At 63.5% G+C, this 20128-nt stretch carries 18 protein-coding genes; 11 read left to right on the top strand and 7 right to left on the bottom strand.

What is annotated here, in order from left to right:
* Window positions 1-66: 66 nt before the first annotated feature.
* The 4 genes from rpsU (at window position 67) to GWK50_RS19625 (ending at window position 3476) form a co-directional block, all read left to right on the top strand.
* Window positions 67-279, top strand: coding sequence for a 30S ribosomal protein S21 (gene rpsU / locus GWK50_RS05265; protein WP_007833691.1), 213 nt, complete (start codon window positions 67-69; stop codon window positions 277-279).
* Window positions 280-487: 208 nt separating this feature from the next.
* The gene (locus GWK50_RS05260) at window positions 488-934 is read left to right on the top strand and encodes a GatB/YqeY domain-containing protein (RefSeq protein WP_162015634.1); all 447 of its coding nucleotides are present in this window, start codon (window positions 488-490) and stop codon (window positions 932-934) included.
* A gap of 261 nt (window positions 935-1195) precedes the next feature.
* Window positions 1196-1648, top strand: a complete 453-nt coding sequence (locus GWK50_RS19630; protein ID WP_197904979.1) for a transporter substrate-binding domain-containing protein — start codon at window positions 1196-1198, stop codon at window positions 1646-1648.
* Window positions 1596-3476 (top strand): diguanylate cyclase, encoded by a 1881-nt coding sequence (locus tag GWK50_RS19625; protein ID WP_347339551.1) that lies wholly within the window; start codon window positions 1596-1598, stop codon window positions 3474-3476. The genes GWK50_RS19630 and GWK50_RS19625 overlap by 53 nt, the downstream gene beginning before the upstream one ends.
* 157 nt (window positions 3477-3633) lie before the next feature.
* Here GWK50_RS19625 and GWK50_RS05245 read toward each other — a convergent pair whose 3' ends face one another.
* Window positions 3634-4572 carry a LysR substrate-binding domain-containing protein gene (locus tag GWK50_RS05245; protein WP_197904977.1) on the bottom strand — a complete coding sequence of 313 codons (939 nt, stop codon included), beginning with the start codon at window positions 4570-4572 and terminating at the stop codon, window positions 3634-3636.
* 92 nt (window positions 4573-4664) lie between these two features.
* Between GWK50_RS05245 and GWK50_RS05240 the strand changes: the two genes are divergently transcribed.
* Window positions 4665-5753: a tartrate dehydrogenase gene (locus tag GWK50_RS05240; protein ID WP_162015633.1), complete on the top strand. Its 1089-nt coding sequence runs from the start codon at window positions 4665-4667 to the stop codon at window positions 5751-5753.
* 168 nt (window positions 5754-5921) lie between these two features.
* Entirely contained in the window at window positions 5922-6725 is an 804-nt protein-coding gene (locus tag GWK50_RS05235; protein ID WP_162015632.1) for an HpcH/HpaI aldolase/citrate lyase family protein, read from the top strand.
* A 3-nt stretch (window positions 6726-6728) separates the two neighbouring features.
* On the opposite strand, the gene GWK50_RS05230 is transcribed toward GWK50_RS05235, so the two are convergent.
* On the bottom strand, window positions 6729-7361 hold the full coding sequence (locus GWK50_RS05230; protein ID WP_162015631.1) for an HNH endonuclease: 633 nt from the start codon (window positions 7359-7361) through the stop codon (window positions 6729-6731).
* On the bottom strand, window positions 7362-8741 hold the full coding sequence (gene pmbA, locus GWK50_RS05225; RefSeq protein WP_162015630.1) for a metalloprotease PmbA: 1380 nt from the start codon (window positions 8739-8741) through the stop codon (window positions 7362-7364).
* 90 nt (window positions 8742-8831) lie between these two features.
* Between pmbA and yjgA the strand changes: the two genes are divergently transcribed.
* Window positions 8832-9500 carry a ribosome biogenesis factor YjgA gene (gene yjgA, locus GWK50_RS05220; protein WP_162015629.1) on the top strand — a complete coding sequence of 223 codons (669 nt, stop codon included), beginning with the start codon at window positions 8832-8834 and terminating at the stop codon, window positions 9498-9500.
* On the top strand, window positions 9493-10107 hold the full coding sequence (gene mog / locus GWK50_RS05215; protein ID WP_162015628.1) for a molybdopterin adenylyltransferase: 615 nt from the start codon (window positions 9493-9495) through the stop codon (window positions 10105-10107). The genes yjgA and mog overlap by 8 nt, the downstream gene beginning before the upstream one ends.
* On the opposite strand, the gene GWK50_RS05210 is transcribed toward mog, so the two are convergent.
* The 4 genes from GWK50_RS05210 to hemN all read right to left on the bottom strand — a co-directional run bounded on the left by GWK50_RS05210 (window position 10092) and on the right by hemN (window position 16082).
* A complete protein-coding gene (locus tag GWK50_RS05210) occupies window positions 10092-12542 on the bottom strand; it encodes an EAL domain-containing protein (protein WP_242455296.1) in 2451 nt (816 codons plus the stop codon). The two genes, mog and GWK50_RS05210, sit on opposite strands and share 16 nt — an antisense overlap.
* A complete protein-coding gene (locus GWK50_RS05205; RefSeq protein WP_162015627.1) occupies window positions 12539-13840 on the bottom strand; it encodes an HD-GYP domain-containing protein in 1302 nt (433 codons plus the stop codon). Before GWK50_RS05205 ends, GWK50_RS05210 begins: the two co-directional genes overlap by 4 nt.
* Window positions 13841-13953: 113 nt before the next feature.
* Complete coding sequence (locus tag GWK50_RS05200; RefSeq protein ID WP_162015626.1) at window positions 13954-14673, bottom strand: sulfite exporter TauE/SafE family protein; 720 nt, start codon at window positions 14671-14673, stop codon at window positions 13954-13956.
* Between the two features lie 26 nt (window positions 14674-14699).
* Entirely contained in the window at window positions 14700-16082 is a 1383-nt protein-coding gene (gene hemN / locus GWK50_RS05195; protein ID WP_162015625.1) for an oxygen-independent coproporphyrinogen III oxidase, read from the bottom strand.
* A 219-nt stretch (window positions 16083-16301) separates the two neighbouring features.
* On the opposite strand from hemN, the gene fnr reads away from it, so the two are divergent.
* The 3 genes from fnr to GWK50_RS05180 all read left to right on the top strand — a co-directional run bounded on the left by fnr (window position 16302) and on the right by GWK50_RS05180 (window position 20058).
* A complete protein-coding gene (gene fnr / locus GWK50_RS05190; protein WP_162015624.1) occupies window positions 16302-17024 on the top strand; it encodes a fumarate/nitrate reduction transcriptional regulator Fnr in 723 nt (240 codons plus the stop codon).
* A 219-nt stretch (window positions 17025-17243) separates the two neighbouring features.
* Window positions 17244-17558, top strand: coding sequence for an SWIB/MDM2 domain-containing protein (locus tag GWK50_RS05185; protein ID WP_162015623.1), 315 nt, complete (start codon window positions 17244-17246; stop codon window positions 17556-17558).
* A gap of 328 nt (window positions 17559-17886) precedes the next feature.
* On the top strand, window positions 17887-20058 hold the full coding sequence (locus GWK50_RS05180; protein ID WP_242455455.1) for a TonB-dependent siderophore receptor: 2172 nt from the start codon (window positions 17887-17889) through the stop codon (window positions 20056-20058).
* Window positions 20059-20128 lie beyond the last annotated feature (70 nt).

Raw genomic sequence — 20128 nt, 5'->3', positions numbered from 1 at the left:
CGCACGGTCACCAGGCCCGATCTTCCTGGTGACCCTCTGCGGGCACATTTTGGAAAACATTAGCTAATGACCACCATCCGTGTAAAAGAGAACGAGCCCTTTGACGTTGCCCTGCGCCGCTTCAAGCGCACCATCGAAAAGCTGGGCCTGCTGACCGATCTGCGCGCCCGCGAGTTCTACGAAAAGCCCACCGCTGAGCGCAAGCGCAAGAAGGCCGCCGCCGTCAAGCGCCACTACAAGCGCGTGCGCAGCATGCAGCTGCCCAAGAAGCTGTACTAAGCACAGCCTGGCCCGTCCTCGGACAGCCACCGAACCCGCGCTAGGGACGCCAAGCGCGGGTTTTTGTTTTTTGGGTCTGCCAAAAGGCCTTCTGGCGTCGTTGCAACGCCTTGCCGTAGCAACACCACTGTCTGCGGCGTTGACGCCTAGCCAGAAACCCTTTTGGCAAACCCTGTCCCCTGCCACCATCCGATTGAAGGAAGCCGCCATGAGCCTCAAGGACCAGATCACCGAAGACATGAAAACCGCCATGCGCGCCAAGGACAGCGAGCGCCTGGGCACCATCCGCCTGCTGCAGGCCGCGATGAAGCAGAAGGAAGTGGACGAGCGCGTCACGCTCGACGACGTGGCCATCGTCGCCATCGTGGACAAGCTCATCAAGCAGCGCAAGGACAGCATCGCCGCCTTCGAGGGCGCGGGCCGCCAGGACCTGGCCGACAAGGAGAAGGCCGAGATGGCCGTGCTGCAGGCCTACCTGCCCGCGCGCATGTCGGAAGCCGAGGTGATCGCGGCCGTCCAAGCCATCGTGGCCGAGGTGGGCGCCAAGGGCCCGGGCGACATGGGCAAGGTCATGGGCGTGGTCAAGACGCGCCTGGCGGGCAAGGCCGACATGGGCCAGGTGTCTGCCGCCGTGAAGGCCGCGCTGGCGGGCTGACAAGCCTCCACCATCCTCTGAGCAGTATCTTTTTGATAGCTGCCACCGCTTACCAGACGGGCGGTGGAGGCTATTTTTGCTTGCGGTTTCCAAAACCAAGCCTGCATCTGCCGGGGTGGTGAATCGCACCCAAAGAGGACGGATCCAGCCGCTCTGATGCACATGCCTTCGTGCCAATCAATGCATGGCCTGTGGGCTTGGGCCATCGCTTACCATTGGTGACATTCGGACTGAACGAACAACCCTTCGAACCCCCTCCGCATGCGCCCGGGCCATCCTCTCGTTGTTTCGTTGCAAGCGCTCGCCGCTGTTCTGTTGTGGGCCGTCAGTTCGATCGCCGGGGCCAACGCACCCAACACCGCCACCGCTGCCACGTCCATCGAATTCACCCCGGCTGAACAGGCCTACATCGCCAAGGCAAGCGCGATCAAGATGTGCGTGGATCCCGACTGGGCCCCCTTTGAGCGGATCAACGCGCAGGGGCAGCACGAGGGCATTGCGGCCGATCTGGTGCAACTGGTCGCGCAGCGGGTGGGGCTACGCATTGAACTCCTTCCCGTCAAGGATTGGGACGAAAGCCTGGCAGCGTCCCAGGGCAAGCGCTGCCAGGTCATGAGCTTTCTCAACCAGTCGCCCGCCCGCGATGCCTGGCTGATTTTTACTGCGCCGATTTTTTTCCGACCCGAACGTCATCATCACCCGCGAGGAGCATGATTTCATTGGCGATCTGAAAGGACTGAAGGGCAAAAGCGTTGCCCTGCCGCGGGGCACCATGGTCGAGGAGCGGGTGCGCCGTGATTTCCCGAATTTGAGCGTGGTGCTGACCGCCAGCGAACCAGAATCCATGAAGCTGGTCTCCGAGCGCCAGGCGGACATGACCATTCGCTCGCTGATTGTGGCCGCCCATGCGATCAAAACGGAGGGGCTTTTCAATCTCAAGATTTCCGGCCAGATCCCCGAATACACCAGCCATTTGCGCATGGGCGTGTTGAAAGACGAGCCGGTATTGCGCTCCATTCTGGACAAGGGCATTCAGACCCTCACGCCCCAGGAGCGCCAGGCCATTGCCAACCAGCACGTAGCCATCCGAGTGCAGCAAGGCATCGACTGGGCCCGCGTGTATGCCTTGCTGGCCTTGCTGGGATTGGCCGTACTGGTGGCGCTGTACATCTATCGGAACAACCGCAAGCTCCAGGCAGCCCTGACGGCCAGCCAGGAGACCCGCGAGGCCTTGCGGCTTTCTGAAGAGCGGCACCGCTTTCTGGCCGACAACGCGTCCGACGTGATCTGGACCATGGACCTCCACGGGCGCAACACCTACGTGAGCCCGTCCGTGGAACGGCTGCGGGGCTACACCGTGGCCGAAGCCATGCAGCAAACGATTGACCAGGCGCTCACGCCCGCCAGCGCCAAAATCGCACAGGCAGGCATGGCGCGGGCGCTGGAAGCGATCCAGGCCCACCAAAAGGCCCCGGACTTCCGTGCAGAGCTGGAGCAGCCGTGCAAACACGGCGGTACGGTCTGGACCGAGGTGCGGTTCTCCTGCATGTACAACGAGGCTGGCGAGTTCGTCAATTTTCTGGGCGTGACACGGGACATTTCGGAGCGCAAGCGCACCGAGCTGGATTTGCAGATTGCGGCCATCGCCTTCGAGTCGCAAGACGGCATGATCGTGACCGATGCCCACAAGACCATCTTGCGGGTGAACCATGCCTTCAGCCAGATTTCGGGCTACGCACCGCACGAGGTCATCGGCAAGACGCCGCGCGTACTGCGGTCCGATCGGCACCCGCCCGATTTCTACGATGCCATAGGGGCAACGATCCAAGCCACAGGCATGTGGCACGGCGAGCTCTGGAGCCAACGCAAGAACGGCGAGGTGTACCCCGAGCAGATCACCATCACCGCCGTCAAGGACGGCACCGGACAGGTCACCCACCACGTGGCTGTGCTGCGCGACATCACCGAACGTAAGCGACTGGAGCAGGAAGTCAACCAGTTGGCGTTTTTCGACACCCTGACGCAGTTGCCCAACCGGCGCTTGTTCGGTGACCGATTGGGCCAGGCCTTGAAGCGTGCTCAGCGCACCTCCTCGTCGGTCGCCTTGATGTTTGTGGATCTGGACAAATTCAAGCCCATCAACGACACCTACGGGCACGAGGCGGGTGATTTCATGCTGCAGACGGTGGCAAAACGCCTGATGGGTTGCCTGCGCGCGTCCGACACTGCGGCACGCGTGGGCGGGGACGAATTCCTGGTGCTTTTGCCCGACATCCCATCGGGCCCCGCTGCCCTGGCCGTGGCAGAAAAAATCTGTGCAGCGTTGGCAGGGCCTTGCACTACGCCCGAGGGAATCGAGCTGTGCATCTCAGCCAGCATCGGCATCGCCATCTACCCGGAACACGCAGGAACCGAGCATGAACTGATGCGCCTGGGTGACCGTGCCATGTACGAAGCGAAGAATGCGGGCGGCAATCGGGTGCAATTGCACGACAGCCCGCACGACAGCCCCGAGGGCGAGGTTTGCAGTTCAGCCGTCTGACAGCACCCAATCACCGGAATACTCCCGTACCAAGCACCCGGCGCACCTGCCGCCAGCACCTGGTACGCCTTGCCGGTCTTGCCCCTCCACCGGTCAATCAGTCACTTTTTGATAGCTACCAACGCTTTCCAGACGGGCGCTGGGAGCTGTTTCTTCTCTAAACCGGTGTTCTTGCGTCGGTGCCAGCACCCTGCGCCATCCACCCGGTGCGAAAGCGCTCCTGCAGAAAATCCACGCACACCCGCACCTTGGCCGAGCGCTCCAGCCGCGTGGGGTACACGGCCCAGATGTTGGCCTCCTGCCGCCACTCGGGCAGCACCTGCACCAGTTGCCCGGCGTGCAGCAGCGTCGCCACGTCCCACAGCGAGCGCAGCACGATGCCGTGCCCGTCCACGGCCCACTGCACCGCCATCTCGCCATGGTTGGCCGAGAGCGGGCCGCGCACCTTCACCGCCTGCTCCTGGGCGCCGCTGCGCAGGCGCCATACGCCGAACGGGTGGTCGCGCTCCTTGATCACCAGGCAGTCGTGGCCTTGCAGCTCGGCCAATGTGCGCGGCGCGCCGCGCCGCTCCAGGTAGGCCGGGGCCGCGCAGAGCACGCGGTGGTTGTCGGCCAGGCGCCGCGCGATCAGGTGCGGCGCGATCTCGTCGCCCACGCGCACGTCAAGGTCGAAGCCCTCGCCCGCCACGTCCACCAGGCGGTCGAACACCTCCAGCCGCACCTGCAGGCCGGGGTGGCGCTGCACCAGTTGCGACAGCATGGGCGCCACCACCTGGCGGCCAAAGCCGAAGCTGGTGCTCACGCGCAGCAGGCCGCGCGGTTCGCGCCGGGTCACGGCCACTTCCTGCAGCAACTGGTCCATGTCATCAAGGATGCGCAGCGCCCAGTGGAACACGCGCTCGCCCTCCTCCGTCACTGCCACGCGGCGCGTGGTGCGGTGCAGCAGCTTCACCGCCAGGTCCTCTTCGAGCAGACGGATGCGCTTGCTCACGAAAGCGGGCGAGGCGCCCAGCTCGCGTGCGGCCTCGGCGAAGCTGGCCTTGCGCACCACGGCAGTGAAGACACGCAGGTCGTCGGGCGAAGGGGTTTTATGCACGGTTCGTGAACAATGTGACAACGGTGCGCGGATTGTATTTGCCCGTGTTCTACCCAAGAATGCCAGCCATACCGCCAACCCCAAGGAGCCCCATGTCCCGCACCCACCATATCGCCGTGATCGCTGGCGACGGCATTGGCAAGGAAGTCATGCCCGAAGGCCTGCGCGCCGTGCAGGCCGCCGCCCGGCGCTTCGGCCTGCCGCTCGCATTCCACTCTTTCGACTGGGCGCACTGCGACTACTACCTGCAGCACGGCAAGATGATGCCGGACGACTGGAAGGCCCAGCTCTCGGGCATGGACGCGATCTTCTTCGGCGCCGTGGGCTGGCCCGCCACCGTGCCCGACCACATTTCGCTGTGGGGCTCGCTGCTGAAGTTCCGCCGCGAGTTCGACCAGTACATCAACCTGCGCCCCGTGCGTCTGTTCGAGGGCGTGCCCTGCCCGCTGGCCGGCCGCAAGCCCGGCGATATCGACTACCTCGTGGTGCGCGAGAACACCGAGGGTGAATACACGTCGCTCGGCGGCATCATGTACGAGGGAACGGACCGCGAGATCGTGATCCAGGAGTCGGTCTACTCGCGCCACGGCGCCAACCGCCTGCTGAAGTTCGCCTTCGACCTGGCGCAAAGCCGCCCGCGCAAGCACGTGACGCTGGCCACCAAAAGCAACGGCATCGCCATCAGCATGCCCTGGTGGGACCAGCGCGCCGACGATGTCGCCAAGGGCTACCCCGAAGTCACGCTGGACAAGCAGCACATCGACATCCTCACCGCACGCTTCGTGCTGCAGCCCGGCCGCTTCGACGTGGTGGCCGCCACCAACCTGTTCGGCGACATCCTCTCCGACCTGGGGCCCGCCACCACCGGCACCATCGGCCTGGCGCCTTCGGCCAACCTGAACCCCGAGCGCACCTTCCCCAGCCTGTTCGAGCCCGTGCACGGCTCGGCGCCCGACATTTACGGCAAGAACATCGCCAACCCGATCGCCATGGTCTGGTCCGGCGCGCTGATGCTGGACTTCCTCACCCAAGGCAAGGGCGCGGGCCGCGCGGCGCACGACGCCATCGTGGCGGCGATTGAGGAGGTGCTCAAGACGGGGCCGCGCACACCGGATTTGGGCGGCACGGCCAGCACGACCGAGATGGGCGAGGCCATTGCTCGGCACATCGCGCAAGGGTGACGGCGCAGGCACCACCGCGTCGCACCCCCAACGGCACCCACGTCGAATGCTCCTAAAACAATAGCTTTCGGCGCTTGATGGACGGGCGCTACAGGCATTTTTGATTGTGAACCGCCACAAAACGGGGTAAGGTGCCCCCTGCGACCGCCACCCAGAAAGAACCGCCCCATGCCCACCCACAACCCCTTCAAGAACGCCCTCGCCGCCCGCCAGCCCCAGATCGGCCTGTGGCTCTCCATGGCCGAGCCTTACCTGGCCGAGGTGGCCGCCACGGCGCGCTACGACTGGCTGCTGATCGACGGCGAACATGCGCCCAACGACCTGCGCAGCACGCTCGCGGCGCTGCAGGCCATTCAGGGCCACCCCGATTCGCACGCCGTGGTGCGCGTGCCACACGATGGCACGGCGCTCATCAAGCAGGTGCTGGACATTGGCGCCAGATCGCTGCTCGTACCCATGGTGGACACGGCCGAACAGGCGCGCGCCATCGCGGCGGCCACGCAGTACCCGCCGCGCGGCGTGCGTGGCGTGGGCAGCGCCGTGGCACGCTCCTCGCTGTGGACGGCCCGCGCCGACTACATGGACGTGGCCGACGACGAAATCTGCCTGCTGGTGCAGGCCGAAACGGTGACCGCCATGCGCAACCTGCGCGAGATCTGCGCCGTGGACGGGGTGCACGGCATCTTCATCGGCCCGGCGGACCTGTCGGCCTCCATGGGCCACCGCGACAACCCCGGCCACCCGGAGGTGCAAGCCGCCATCGAGAGCGCCATCGCCACCATCGTCGCCAGCGGCAAGGCGGCGGGCATCCTCACCTCCGACCCGGCGCTGGCCGAGGGCTACCTGCGGCTGGGCTGCACCTTCGTGGCCGTGGGGGTGGACGTGCTGCTGTTCGCCCACGCGGCGCGGCAGTTGCGCGCCCGGTTCAGCGGTGGTGCACCGTCAACGCACACACCCGGCACCGCCTACTGACAATCACGTGGGCCTGCGCCCAAAGCGTTCCAGCCCATCCCATGCCGACCGCACTGGCGGCCGCTCCAGCGGATGGGCGAGACCGACCTCGGCCAGGGTGTAACCACCCCGGCCGTAGTTGCACGCGGCGCAGGTGACGACGATGTTCGAGAGTTCGTTGCCGCCGCCATGGGCATGCGGCAGCAGGTGGTCGTATTGGGCCCACAGGGCGAAAAACGCGGCGTGCCGCTCCACATTGCGCTTGCCCCAGCGCAGCGCCTGGGGATAGGCCCGCTGGATGCGCTCGCGCACTTCCGCGCGGATGACCGGAATGCCGCAAAACCGGCAGTGAAATCCATCGCGCGCATGCAGTTGGCAACGCTCCTGCGCATTGGGCATGCGCGCGGCCACACGGTACTCGCTCGCAAGGCTGGGGGTACCGGAGGACTGGATAACGACGTAGGGGCTGTTCTTTCCCAGGATGGACTCAACCCACGCAGCCACCGGCGGCATGTCGGCCCGTCGGATCAAGGCCTCCGCCTGCGCCGCGTCCCCCAGAAGGTGGGCCGTTACCGCCGCGTCCAACAGCGCGGCAGCCTCCGCAATCTCCGGGATCGCATCACGGAAGCAGGCCCGCAGGGGTGCGTTGCCGCTCAATCAGCTGCCCGCCACCTTCATGCGGTTGATGAGCACCGAGCCCACGGTCTTGGCGCCGTAGGCGTAGGCATCGGCGCCCACGGCCTCAATGCCTTTGAACATGGTCTTGAGGTTGCCTGCGATGGTGATCTCGTGCACCGGGAAGGCGATCTGGCCGTTCTCCACCCAGAAGCCGCTGGCGCCGCGCGAGTAGTCGCCCGTCACGTAGTTCACGCCCTGGCCCATGAGCTCGATCACGAACAGGCCCGTGCCGAGCTTTTGCAGCATGGCTTCGAGGTCATCGCCCTTCTTCGTGCGGCGCGAGGTCAGCACCAAATTGTGCGAGCCACCCGCGTTGCCGGTGGTCTTCATGCCCAGCTTGCGCGCCGAGTAGCTGCTGAGGAAGTAGCCCTGCACGCGCCCGGCGTCCACCACCTTGCGCGGATGCACGCGCACGCCCTCCTCGTCAAACGGCGAGCTGCCCTTGCCGCGCAGCACGAACGGGTCTTCCAGAATGTCGATGTGCTTGGGAAACACCGGCTTGCCCAGCGAATCGACCAGGAAGCTGCTCTTGCGGTACAGCGCGCCGCCGCTCGTGGCCTGCACATAGGCGCCCAGCAGGCCAGCGGCCAGGGACGACTCGAACAGCACCGGGCATTCGGTGGTGGGGATCTTGCGACTGCCCAGGCGGCTCAGGGCGCGCTGGGCGGCATAGCGACCCACGGCAGCGGGCGAGGCCAGCTCGGAAGCGCTGCGCTGCGAGCTGTACCAGGCGTCGCGCTGCATCTCGCCATGCTTGCCTGGCAACGATGCAATGGGCGCGACCGACATGCTGTGGCGCGAGGTCGCATAGCCCCCCCGGAAGCCCCGCGTGTGTGCGCTGAAGAAATGGCTTTGCTGCGCAGACACGCCTGCGCCTTCGCTGTTGGTGATGCGCTTGTGCGTGGCAAAGGCTGCCGCCTCGCACTCCAGCGCCAGGCGCGCGGCCTCCTCACTGGTGATCTGCCAGGGATGGAACAAGTCCAGGTCACGGTGCTCGGCGGCAGGTGCGATGTCGTCGGCGTCGGGCAGGCCCGCCACCGGGTCTTCGGCGGTGAAGCGGGCAATATCGTAGGCGGCCTGCACGGTGCGCTCGATGGCGGCCTCGGAAAAATCAGACGTACTGGCATTGCCACGGCGGTGGCCCAGGTACACGGTCACGCCCAGCGACTTGTCGCGGTTGCGTTCCACAGTTTCCAGCTCGCCCTTGCGCACGCTGACCGACAGGCCGCAGCCCTCGGAGGCCTCGGCACCGGCGTCGGTGGCGCCCAGCTTGTGCGCGTGGCGCAAGGCGAGGTCCACCAGGTGTTCGAACTGGGCACGGGTATGGCTGAAGCCGGTATCAGAAAGCGTATGGTTCATGGCGGCAGCTATGATACTTGCCACTGCACACGCCGCCCGGCATATGACGCAGCCGCTGCGGCAAGCCCCCCATTCCCCACCCGATCCACCATGTCACGCAAACCCAAAAAAGGCTACTACGTGAAAGGCCAGTTCGTTGCCGAAGGCAGCGAGCTGGATCTGCAGCTCAAGGCCGAACTCAAGGGCACCGAAACCAGCAGAACCGACCTCAAGCGCGAAAGCGATGAGTTGCAGGAGCTGGGCAAAGACCTGCTCGGCCTGCGCGCTGATCTGTTCCAGCGCCTGCAGCTCCCCGAAACCCTGGTGCTGGCCCTGGGCGAAGCCCGACGCATCACCAACTTCGAGGGCAAGCGCCGCCAGATGCAGTATGTCGGCAAGCTCATGCGCAAGCTCGACGAAACCACCGTAGAGGCCGTGCGCGAAGCGCTGTCCGAACAGCGCAGCGGCCCGGCGCGTGAAACCCTGGCATTGCACCAGGCCGAGCACTGGCGCGACGAGCTCATCGCCCGCGACGGCGCCCAGGCCGAATGGATCGCGCAGTTTCCGGACACCGACATGCAGCAACTGCGCGCCTTGGTGCGTCAGGCGCGCAAGGACGCACTGCCCGCGCACGATGCAGCCGTGGCCCAGTCCCAAGGCAAGGCCCCACGCAAGGGCCGCGCATACCGGGAGCTGTTTGCCCTGCTGCGCGCCCAACTGGGTGCCCAGGCCGACGAGGAGCCAGACCTTTCCAGCGATGCGGACGAGCCCAATGACTGACGCCGCCGCCCACTCCCATGCGCCGGTGCGCATCGGCATTGTCTCCATCAGCGACCGTGCCAGCACCGGCGTGTACGAAGACAAAGGCCTACCCGCTTTGCAGGACTGGCTGGTGCGCGCGCTGCACAACCCCATCGAGTTTGTGTCCCGCCTTATTCCCGACGAGCAAGAGCGCATCAGCGCGACGCTGATGGAACTGGTGGATGAGCACCAATGCAGCCTGGTGCTGACCACGGGCGGCACGGGTCCCGCCCTGCGCGATGTGACCCCCGAAGCCACGCTGGCCGTGGCGCACAAGGAGATGCCCGGCTTTGGCGAGCAAATGCGCCAGATCAGCCTGCGCTTTGTGCCCACCGCCATCCTGTCGCGCCAGGTGGCAGTGATCCGGCACCAGAGCCTCATCATCAACCTGCCCGGCCAACCCAAAGCCATTGCCGAAACGCTGGAAGGCCTGAAGGACGCAAGCGGCCAGCCGCTGGTTCCCGGCATTTTTGCGGCGGTGCCTTACTGCATTGATCTGATCGGCGGCCCCTACCTGCAGACCCACGATGCGGTGTGCAAGGCGTTCAGGCCCAAGAGCGCCGTGCGCCCTCAGATGGAGGTTTGAGCCGGCGGGACCGGCGGCCGCAGGGTGGATTCCGACAGCAGCAGCGTCATGTCGTCGGAAGGCAGTGCCGCTGAGCACAGGTAGCCTTGGTAGAAGTCACAGGCCATGGCTTGCAAAGCCTGGCGTTGGGCGGCGGTTTCCACACCCTCTGCGACCACACTCAGGTGCAGGGCTCGGCCAAGGTGCACGATGGCGCTGACAATGGCACGATCCCCCTCATCCCCAGGGATTCCGCGCACGAAGGACTGGTCTATCTTCAGCTTATGGATGGGAAGATTCTTCAGGTAAGCCAAGCTGGAGTAGCCGGTTCCAAAATCATCAATGGCCAGGGCCACACCCAGCGCAGCCACCTTTTCCAGCCTTTGGGCCGCTTCCTGCGCATCCTGCAGCAGAATCGATTCGGTCAACTCCAGTTCCAGCAGGTGTGGGGGTAAGCGGTAGTCCTGCAGGAGCTTGGTGAGCCGATCGATAAAGTCCGGCTGGCGCATCTCCAGCGCCGAGATGTTGACGGACACCATGACCGCAAGACCTGCCTGGGCCCAGCGGGCAGCCTGCGCGACCGACTGCTCCAACACCCATGCACCCAGCGTGACGATGTAGCCCGTTTCTTCGGCCAGTGGAATGAACACCCCTGGCGACACCTTGCCCCACTGCGGGTCGGTCCAACGCAGCAGCGCCTCGGCGCCCACGATGCATCCCGTCGCCAGATCCACCTGGGGCTGGTAGTGCACACTCAGTCGCTGATGGGCAAGCGCCTGGCGCAGTGCATGCTCCATCTGCATGCGCTCCAGCAGATGGGTGCTCATCTGAGGCTGGTAAAACCCAAAGCTCCCCCGCCCCCGCTCCTTGACCTGGTACATGGCCGTGTCGGCCTGCTTGATGAGCTCGTCCAGTGTGCCTCCGTCCTGCGGGAACAACGCCAGTCCGATACTGCACTGGATGGAGAAGCCCATGCCGTCCAGCGTAAAGGGACGCAGCATCACATCAAGCAGGCGACGCGCCACCTGCTCGGCCACCTTGGCATCGCCGCCGTGCAGGTACATGGCGAACTCGTCTCCCCCAATGCGGCAAAGCATGTCGCTCTGGCGCAGGCAGGTCTGAAGCCGGGCTGCGACTTCCTTCAGCACGCGATCACCGAATTGATGCCCCAACGAATCATTGACGAGCTTGAAGCGGTCCAAATCCATGAACAGGATCGCAAAACCGGGGTCCGTGGCCCGCGCAGTGCGAATGGCTGTCTCCACACGTTGCGACAAGAGCAATCGGTTGGGCAACCCCGTCAGAGTGTCGCTGTAGGCCAGTTCGTCAATTCGCTTTTGTGCTGCGTGCTGTTGGGTCAGATCACGCACAAAACCAATGCTTTGTTCAAGCCGCCCATCGCCATCGCGCAGAGCCACCCAGGACAGATGCACAGCGCAGCCGCTCTCGCCTTCGCGGGGCAACCAAAGCTCGCCATTCCATACACCGCCATGGTCCCAATCACGCTGCACACATTCCATGAACTGGCGTGGCACGCCCACCCCCAGCAAATCCAAGATCTGGGCACCTTGCACATCCTGCAGCGGCCTACCCAAGATCCGTTCGCAGGCGGGATTGACCTGGACCAAGTGGTGCTGCGCGTCCGCCACGAAGATGGGGTAGGGACTGGCTTCGAACACCCGGCCCGCCAGTCGCAGCGCGGCCTGCGCTTGCACGTCACGCGTGATGTCACGGAAGGAGTACACCCTCCCCACCACCACCCCATGGCTGCGCTGCGGCACGCTGCGTCGCTCCAGCAACGTTCCATCACAGAGTTCAAGCACCTCGCAGGCATCGGCCTGCGGATCACATTCAAGCGCCTGAATGGCAGCACGGTAGGCCTGCGGATCGCGCACCCTTTGGGCCATGTGTGCCTGCAAAGCCGCATCATTGCGCTGTACCAGCAGAGACTGGGGCAGCGACCACAACTGCACAAAGCGCTGGTTGAAGGCCCGGATCTGCCCATCCAGGGTACACACCAGCATGCCATCGGCCGCAGAGTCCAATGTGGCGCGCAACTCCGACAGCAGAGTTTCCAGTTCTCGCTCGGCAGCTTCGCGTGCCGAACAGTCCGTCAAGGTGACAAGCAATGCCTGGTCATGCAGATCCTGCGGGCATGCCACCACCCGCTGCTCCACCGGCACCAGCGTACCGTCACACCGCTGCAGCTGGGTTTGGCACTGGGAGCCCTGCGCCAGCACCTCGGCCCCATCGGCCCAGAAGCACTGGTCTTGCGGGGTCGAAGCGAACCGAAGCACCGGCTCGCCCACCAGTTGCGCCGGATCCAGGCCCACAAGCGCCGCAGCCACCGCATTGGAAAACAGAATGGTTCGATGGCGGGTATCCACCAACCAGACCCCCTCCTGCAGGCCATCAAAGGCCTTGAGCAGCGGGGCGTCCAGGCGCTCACGCGTCACGTACCCACCTCCAGACGCTGGGCATGCACTGCGCGCTCAAAGAAATAACAGATGCGCTGACGCGGTGAAAGGTATTCCAGCGCCTCCCGTGGCAGCTGCCCTGGCCGCAGACTGCGGCGGATACCCAGATCTGGCTGCGTCTCCAGGTCAAGCACCAGCGCGCTCTCGCGAGGCACCAGCGGGTCATGGACGATGACTCTGGGGCGCAGTGGGCGCGAGGAATTGACCGATACGACCAAGGCATAACGGTTGTTCGCCAGCTGCACCACCGAACCGGGCGGGTACACACCCATCATCCGGATGAACAGCCCGAGCACCAAGGGGTCAAACAGCTCCTTTTGCTGAGCAAACATGACCGACAGCGCCTCATGGGGCGTCATGCCCATGGATGGACGCGCCGGGTTGCACAGGCGCTCGTAGTGATTGACAAGCGCGAGAATGCGCCCAGCCATGCAGAGCTCTTCGCCGCGCATGCGCAGCGGAAAGCCGCTGCCATCGGCCATTTCATGGTGTTGTGCCATGGCCAGCAGCACCGAACTGGGCAAACCCATGGCCTTTCCCAGCAGCACGGACTCGCCCACATGCCCACGGTAGCGGGCCAGATCCATGGGCTGGATACCAGGGAAAGGCAACACCAGGGATGCCGGAAGCTTGAGCTTGCCAATGTCATGCAAAAGCGCCGCCATCCCCAGATCCTGCAATGCCTGGGGCTCCAAGCCCTGCGCCTTGCCCATGAGAAGGCACAGAACCATGACGTTGACAGGGTGCAGCGCATTGCGCTCCCCCACGCCCTCGGACAGCAGCACAATCGTGGACTCGCTGCATTGCAGCAGTTCCTGCACGCACCCGTTGACCAGATTCTCGCTTTCCATGCGAGCCATGGCCGGACTGCCCCGCACGTTTTCGGCCAGTTTGCGGAACTGCCGGGTCGTCTCGACAAACCGCCGATCACAGGCCTCCAGGCGCTCGCGCTGCTGCCTGAGCTGTTCGTCGATTTGCGCGAGATCCGGAGCGGGGGCGGCGTGGCTCTTGCCATTGAGCGCAGCACCAGTGCTTGGCTGCACGCCCGGCTTTTTTACCGGCGCATGCACCTCTTCCATTGCATCAGAATCACTCAGCGATGGAATGCAACGGACCTTGTCCAACCCGAGTTCACGCAGGATTTCGAGTTGAGAATCCGAGGCAATGCGAAACCGATTGACCGGAAATGGATGGCTGAGCCAGCCCAGATCGAGCACGATGTACATGCCGATGCGCAGTTGGTGGATGTCCACCAGGATGGAGGGCTCTTCTTCCATTGCAGGAATGCTGCGTTTCAGTGATCACAGGATAGTCGCTTTGCATTATCAAGCGCTTGTTCCCACCGTTTCAGCTTGGCAGACCAATTGCTGCAATATAGCAACATTTGTATCTAATCGCAGATCAGTGATGGGCGATAGATCAAATCGTGCCACAGGGCCCAAACCGCCACGCCGCTGAGCAGCAATCCGGCCAGTCGCGTGCCCCAATCGGTTCGCCAGGCATTGACGCGGACGCGCACCTGCAACCAAAGCCAGGGGGCCAGCAACAGCCATAACCCGCTACCCAGAGCGAAAAAGGCCATCGCCAACGCACCTTGCAGTGCGCCCCCCGTCAATGCGGCGACCAGCAATGCCGAATACAGTAAGCCACATGGCATCAATGACCAAAGCATTCCTGCCATGAACACACCTGTGTGTGACTGAACGAGTGGTTGAACCCGCCGCCACACCGAGCGTCCTGCACGCTCCACCCAGACAGGCTGGCGCGCCTGGAGCAACAGCAAGACGCCCCATGCCAGCACGGCCACATGAAAAAAAGTCCATACGGGACGCAGCGCAGACGCCTGCTGTGTCAGCCATGCCAGACTCTGCATGGCCACAGCAGCCAGCGCGCCCACCAAGCTGTATCCGAGGATGCGCCCTGCATGGTAGGCGGACAACCTGCGCCAAGGCACGGCACGGTTCGCCCAATGGACGGGTTGTTCAGCCTCTTGGGCGCCCCCCCCGGCGCCCGACACCACCGCACTGCAAGGTGCGGCACACATGACAAGGCAGTGCGACCCACCCGCAAGCCCTATGATGAGTGCGGTCCAGGCCAGTGAGGAAAGCATGCAGGTGGCGTATTCCGCGAGGAAAGTTAGATGATCCGCGAAAACCGCGCGCGGTTCTTGTCGGCCTGCAGATACCTGTCAAACACCATGGCAATGGCACGCACGAAGTACCAACCCATGGCCGTGACCTCCAAGCCCTCGTTGCTGACCATAACAAGGCCCTGCTGCTCCAGTTCCTTGAGCTGCTCCAGCTCCGACGCAAAATAGTCCCGCACATTGATCAGCCAGGCCTGCTCCAGCGGCTCAAACAGCAGTTCGCCCTGGCACATGATGGCCATGATGACGGCGCGGCGCACCAGATCATCGCGCGTGAGCGCCAGACCACGCACCACAGGCAGACGCCCCTGATTGAGCAAGTCGTAATAGTCTTCCAGTGTCTTGGCATTCTGACTGTAGGTAGCACCCACACGGCCGATGGCGGATACGCCCAGACCGATCAGGTCGCAGTCCGGCTGCGTGCTGTAGCCCTGGAAGTTGCGATGCAGCCTTCCCTGGCGCTTGGCCACGGCCAGCGCGTCCTCGGGCAGTGCAAAGTGGTCCATGCCCACATACACATAGCCCGCGGTGCTGAAGGCTTCGAGCGAGCGTGCCAGCATGGACACCTTGGACGACGCCATGGGCAGGTCAGCCCACACGATGCGCCGCTGCGCCTTGAAGCGCTCGGGCAGGTGGGCATAGGCATAGAGGGCGATGCGGTCAGGCCGCAATTCGGCCACCTGGGCCAATGTGCGGTCAAAGGACTCCGGCGTCTGTTTGGGCAGACCGTAAATCAGATCCACATTGACGGAGTCAAAGCCGATGCTGCGCGCAGACTCCACCAAGGAAAACACCTGTTCTGCTGGCTGGATGCGGTGCACGGCTTTCTGCACCTCAGGATCAAAGTCCTGTACGCCAAAGCTCAGACGGTTGAATCCGAGTTCCGCCAGCAGCGCCAGGCGATCCGCATCCACGGTACGGGGATCGACCTCAATCGAGTACTCCCCCCCCGGCACCAGCGTGAAGCTGCTGCGCAGCATCCCCATCAGGTCACGCAGGCCTGCATCGGATAGAAAGGTCGGCGTCCCTCCGCCAAAATGAATCTGGCTGACCATCTGGCCCACACCGCAATGGGCGGTATGGAGATCGATCTCGCGCTGGAGGTAGCGCAGGTACACATCGGCACGGTCGTGGTGCTTGGTGATGATCTTGTTGCAAGCACAGTAGTAGCACAGCGATTCACAGAACGGAATGTGCACATAGATCGACAGTGGCAACGCCTTGCCCACCGGACTTTGGCGGCGCTGCCCAAGGGCAAGCACGTAGTCCTGCTCTCCGAACGCATCCACAAAGCGATCGGCAGTGGGGTAAGAGGTGTAGCGCGGACCGGAAACGTCGTAGCGGGTCAGCAGTTCGGGGGTGACAATTGTCATTGTTATTCCTGGCTAGCGTGCTTAATGTGCACCAGATTGCCCTTGCGACCCTTGATTCCCGTCAAGCATCCGACATCCGAGTGCAGGATTGGATCATCACCAAGCGGATAGGTCATAATTTGACCTATGTCACACCCCGCCCGCATACCCATCGTCCGTTCGTTACCTGATTCCGAAACGGAAGGATCGGCATGCGAGGATTCACAGACACCCCTGCATATGACACCGCAGACCATCAAGGTTGCCTGCTCCAATTGCAATCTGCGTGAGCTTTGCATGCCGCTGGCTCTCTCCGATGAGCAACTGCGACGTATTGACGACGTGGTGGCCGTGCGTCGGAAAATCAAGCGCGGCAGCACCTTGTTCCGCAACGGTGAAGCCTTCACCTCGCTGTTTGCCATACGCACGGGGTTCTTCAAGACCTGTGTCGCGACTGAAGATGGGCGCGACCAGGTCACCGGCTTCCAGATGGCTGGCGAGATCATTGGTCTGGACGGCATCGTCAATGACCACCATACCTGCGACGCCGTGGCACTGGAAGATGCCGAAGTGTGCGTCATGCCCTTCGAGCGCATCGAAGAACTCTCCCGCGAGGTGAATGCGCTGCAGCACCATGTGCACAAAATCATGAGCCGCGAAATCGTGCGTGAGCACGGGGTGATGTTACTCCTGGGCAGTATGCGGGCAGAGGAACGGTTGGCGGCTTTCTTGCTCAACTTGGTGCAGCGACTACATGCACGCGGATTCTCGCAATCCGAGCTGATTTTGCGCATGACCCGAGAGGAAATCGGAAGCTATCTCGGCCTCAAGCTGGAGACGGTGAGCCGCACCTTCTCCAAGTTCGTGGACGACGGCATTGTGGAAGTGAAGCAGCGTCACGTGCGGATACTGAGTCCCGAGGCACTGCATCGCATCGTCAACAACCAGGCTGCCTGCCACTGAACCCCTTGCGCCGCGGCAGACTTACCCCACAGGACGCCGCTGCGAACGCGCCACACCGCAGACTTTGCCGCCAGAGCTTGGCGCCACAGCAACAAGCCGAAGCAAAAAAACATCCCGCTCGCTTGGAAAGCCGTTTTTTTGCCGTTAGCATCGACCTGCCAGTGGACATGCAGGTTTTCGCTGGCGCTATTGACCAATCCCCATAAGGAAAATCCGAAAATGGCAACTGCTAAGAAAGCCCCGGCCAAGAGCGCCGCAGCCAAGACCGCTGCTCCCGCCAAGAAGCGCACCCCCAACGCAGCATTCATGAAGGCGCTCACCCCCAGCCCTGCGCTGGCCGCCGTGGTGGGTGCCAGCCCGCTGCCTCGCACCGAGATCATCAGCAAGCTGTGGGTTTACATCAAGGCCCAGAAGCTGCAGGACAGCGCCAACAAGCGCATGATCAACGCCGACGCCAAGCTCAAGCCCATTTTCGGCAAGGATCAGGTGTCCATGTTTGAAATGGCGGGCCTGATTGGCAAGCACGTCCAGTAAGGACGGCCCCTCCGAGAAGAAGCCGGCTCTGCCGGCTTTTTTGTTGGCCACAAGCAACAATATGCCCCTTGAGCCGCATCAATTTGAATGCTAACCAATCTCGTTTGGCTTAACATTCTCTTGCGAGTTCCTGCATAGCCAAACCTCCGCGCCAGCCATTGCCCTCTCGCCTCTTTCACTGCATGCGTTCAAGCGCCTGCAGCCATGTGCATTGCTCTTACCCATGGAGGCCCGATTGGCATACCCCCCCGTGCAGCGCAACCCGAGCGCGCAGCAGTTTTCTCTCACACCCCCCTCGCCACTGCGATTGCTGCCGCTGGCCATTCTGATGCTGGCGGCGTCCCTGGACGTGCAAGCCCAATCCGCCGACGCAGACCGCAGCCTGGCCCCGGTCACGGTGCGTGAACGCGCCGAGGCCGCCGAAGGCAAAGACAGTGTGCGGGCCACCGAGACCACCATCGGCAAGGGCAAACAGCAGTTGCGCGACATCCCGCAGTCGGTCACCGTGGTGACCGAACGCCTGATCGATGATCGCAACCTCGACACCGTCAAGGAAGCACTGAAAAACACCGCAGGCATCACCTTCCTGGCAGCAGAAGGCGGCGAAGAAGACATTCGCCTGCGCGGCTTTGCCCTGCAAAGCACGGGCGACATGTTCATCGACGGCATGCGCGACCCAGCGTTCTACGAGCGCGATACCTTCAATCTGGATCGCATGGAAGTGCTGCGCGGCTCCGCCTCCATGCTGTTTGGGCGTGGATCGACCGGCGGCGCCGTCAACCAGGTGAGCAAGGCACCGCGCCTGATCGACACCCACCAGGTGGACCTGACGCTGGGCAACCACGCGTACCGCCGTGTCACTGGCGACTTCAACTGGCACACCGGCGAAAACGCCGCTTTGCGCATCAATGCCATGGCCACCAAGGCCAACAACAACGGCGCGGGCAGCAGCCTGGACAAGAGCGGCATTGCAGGCACCTACGCCTGGGGTATCGGCACGCGCGACGAGTTCGCCGTCAGCCTGTACCACCTGGACAACAACAACGGCATGAACTACGGCATGCCCTGGATTCGGCCCACAGCCAACGCTGGCGTGGCCGACACCACGCTGTTGCCGCTGGATCCTGCCAACTACTACGGCGCGAAGAGCGACTACAACGATGGCAGCGCCAGCATGGTGACCCTGTCCCATGTGCACCGGTTTGAAGGCAGCGCCGAACTCAAGACGCAATTGCGTGCAGGCCAGTTCGAGCGCGACCAGCGCGCAGGCGCCATTCGCCTGGCCGCCGCTGCACAGCAGCCTGGCGGCGTGGCCGCAAGCCTGGCGAACTTCGGTCCCGCCACCCGTCTCACGCGGGGGAACCACCTGAAAATCCAGGACATGGACACCGTGCACCTGCAGAGCGACTTCAGTGACAAGTTCCAGGCACTGGGCGTACGCCACGAACTGCTGGCCGGCTTCGACTTTGCACATGAGAAAAAGAAAGTGTATGGCGCTCGCAGTGCCGCCCAGGGCGGCGTGACCATCAACAAGCCCACCACGACGGTCGGCACGCCCAACGATGGCGCGTGGGTGGATGAACGCAGCCGCGTGCTGCGCACCACCAGCGACTTTGAGGCCAAGGGCTGGGGCATCTATGCGCAAGACCTCGTGCAGGTGGCGCCCCACTGGAAGCTGCTGGGTGGCCTGCGCTACGACAGCATGGACGGCGACTACAACTCGTACGCCATCCCGAGCGCTGCGCCAGGGCCGGTCACCACCACCGCCTATCGACAGAAGATTTCCGAATGGAGCAAACGCTTTGGCGTGCTGTACCAGCCCACGCCCCTGCAGTCGTACCACTTCTCTTATGGCACCTCGTTCAACACTTCAGGGGACACCTATTCATACAGCGCAGCGACGGTCAACACGCCGCCTGAGTCGAGCCGCAACATCGAAATCGGCGCAAAAATCGACTCTGCCGACAAGCGCTTCACCACCCGTCTTGCGGTGTTCCATGCGGCCAAGCTCCACGAGCGCAACACTGACCCCGACCTGAACATCGCCGTGCTGTCGGGCAAGCGCCATGTGGCGGGGGCAGAAATCGACATTACCGGTCGCCTGACGCCCAAGTGGGAAGTCTATGGTTCCTACATGTGGATGCCGGACGCAAAAATCGACCGAGGTGCCGAAGGCGCCGAAGGCCAAGGCGCACGCCCATCGCTCACACCGCGCCACAGCGGCACGATCTGGACCACCTACCAGATCACGCCACAGTTGCGTGTGGGTGGCGGTCTGAATTTCCGCAGTTCGCAAACCCCCATCCGCAACCCTGGGTGGTCGGCGCCTGGCTACGTGACCGCCGACCTGATGGCCGAGTACGCCATCAACGACCGCTACAGCCTCAAGGCCAACCTCACCAACGTAACCAACAAGCTGTACGCCGATGCGCTGTACCCCGGTCACTACATTCCTGGCGCCGGTCGTTTGTTCCAGATCACTGCCAGCATGAAGTTCTGACTCCCAGCGAGCGCCCCAAAAAAACCGTCCACCCTGGACGGTTTTTTATTGGATACATCCACATGACTAG

The sequence above is a fragment of the Acidovorax sp. 210-6 genome (genome assembly GCF_010020825.1).
Classification (GTDB): Bacteria; Pseudomonadota; Gammaproteobacteria; order Burkholderiales; family Burkholderiaceae_C; genus Simplicispira; species Simplicispira sedimenti.
Note: the sequence above shows the minus strand (reverse complement) of the source record. Positions and strands in the feature narration are given on the sequence as shown.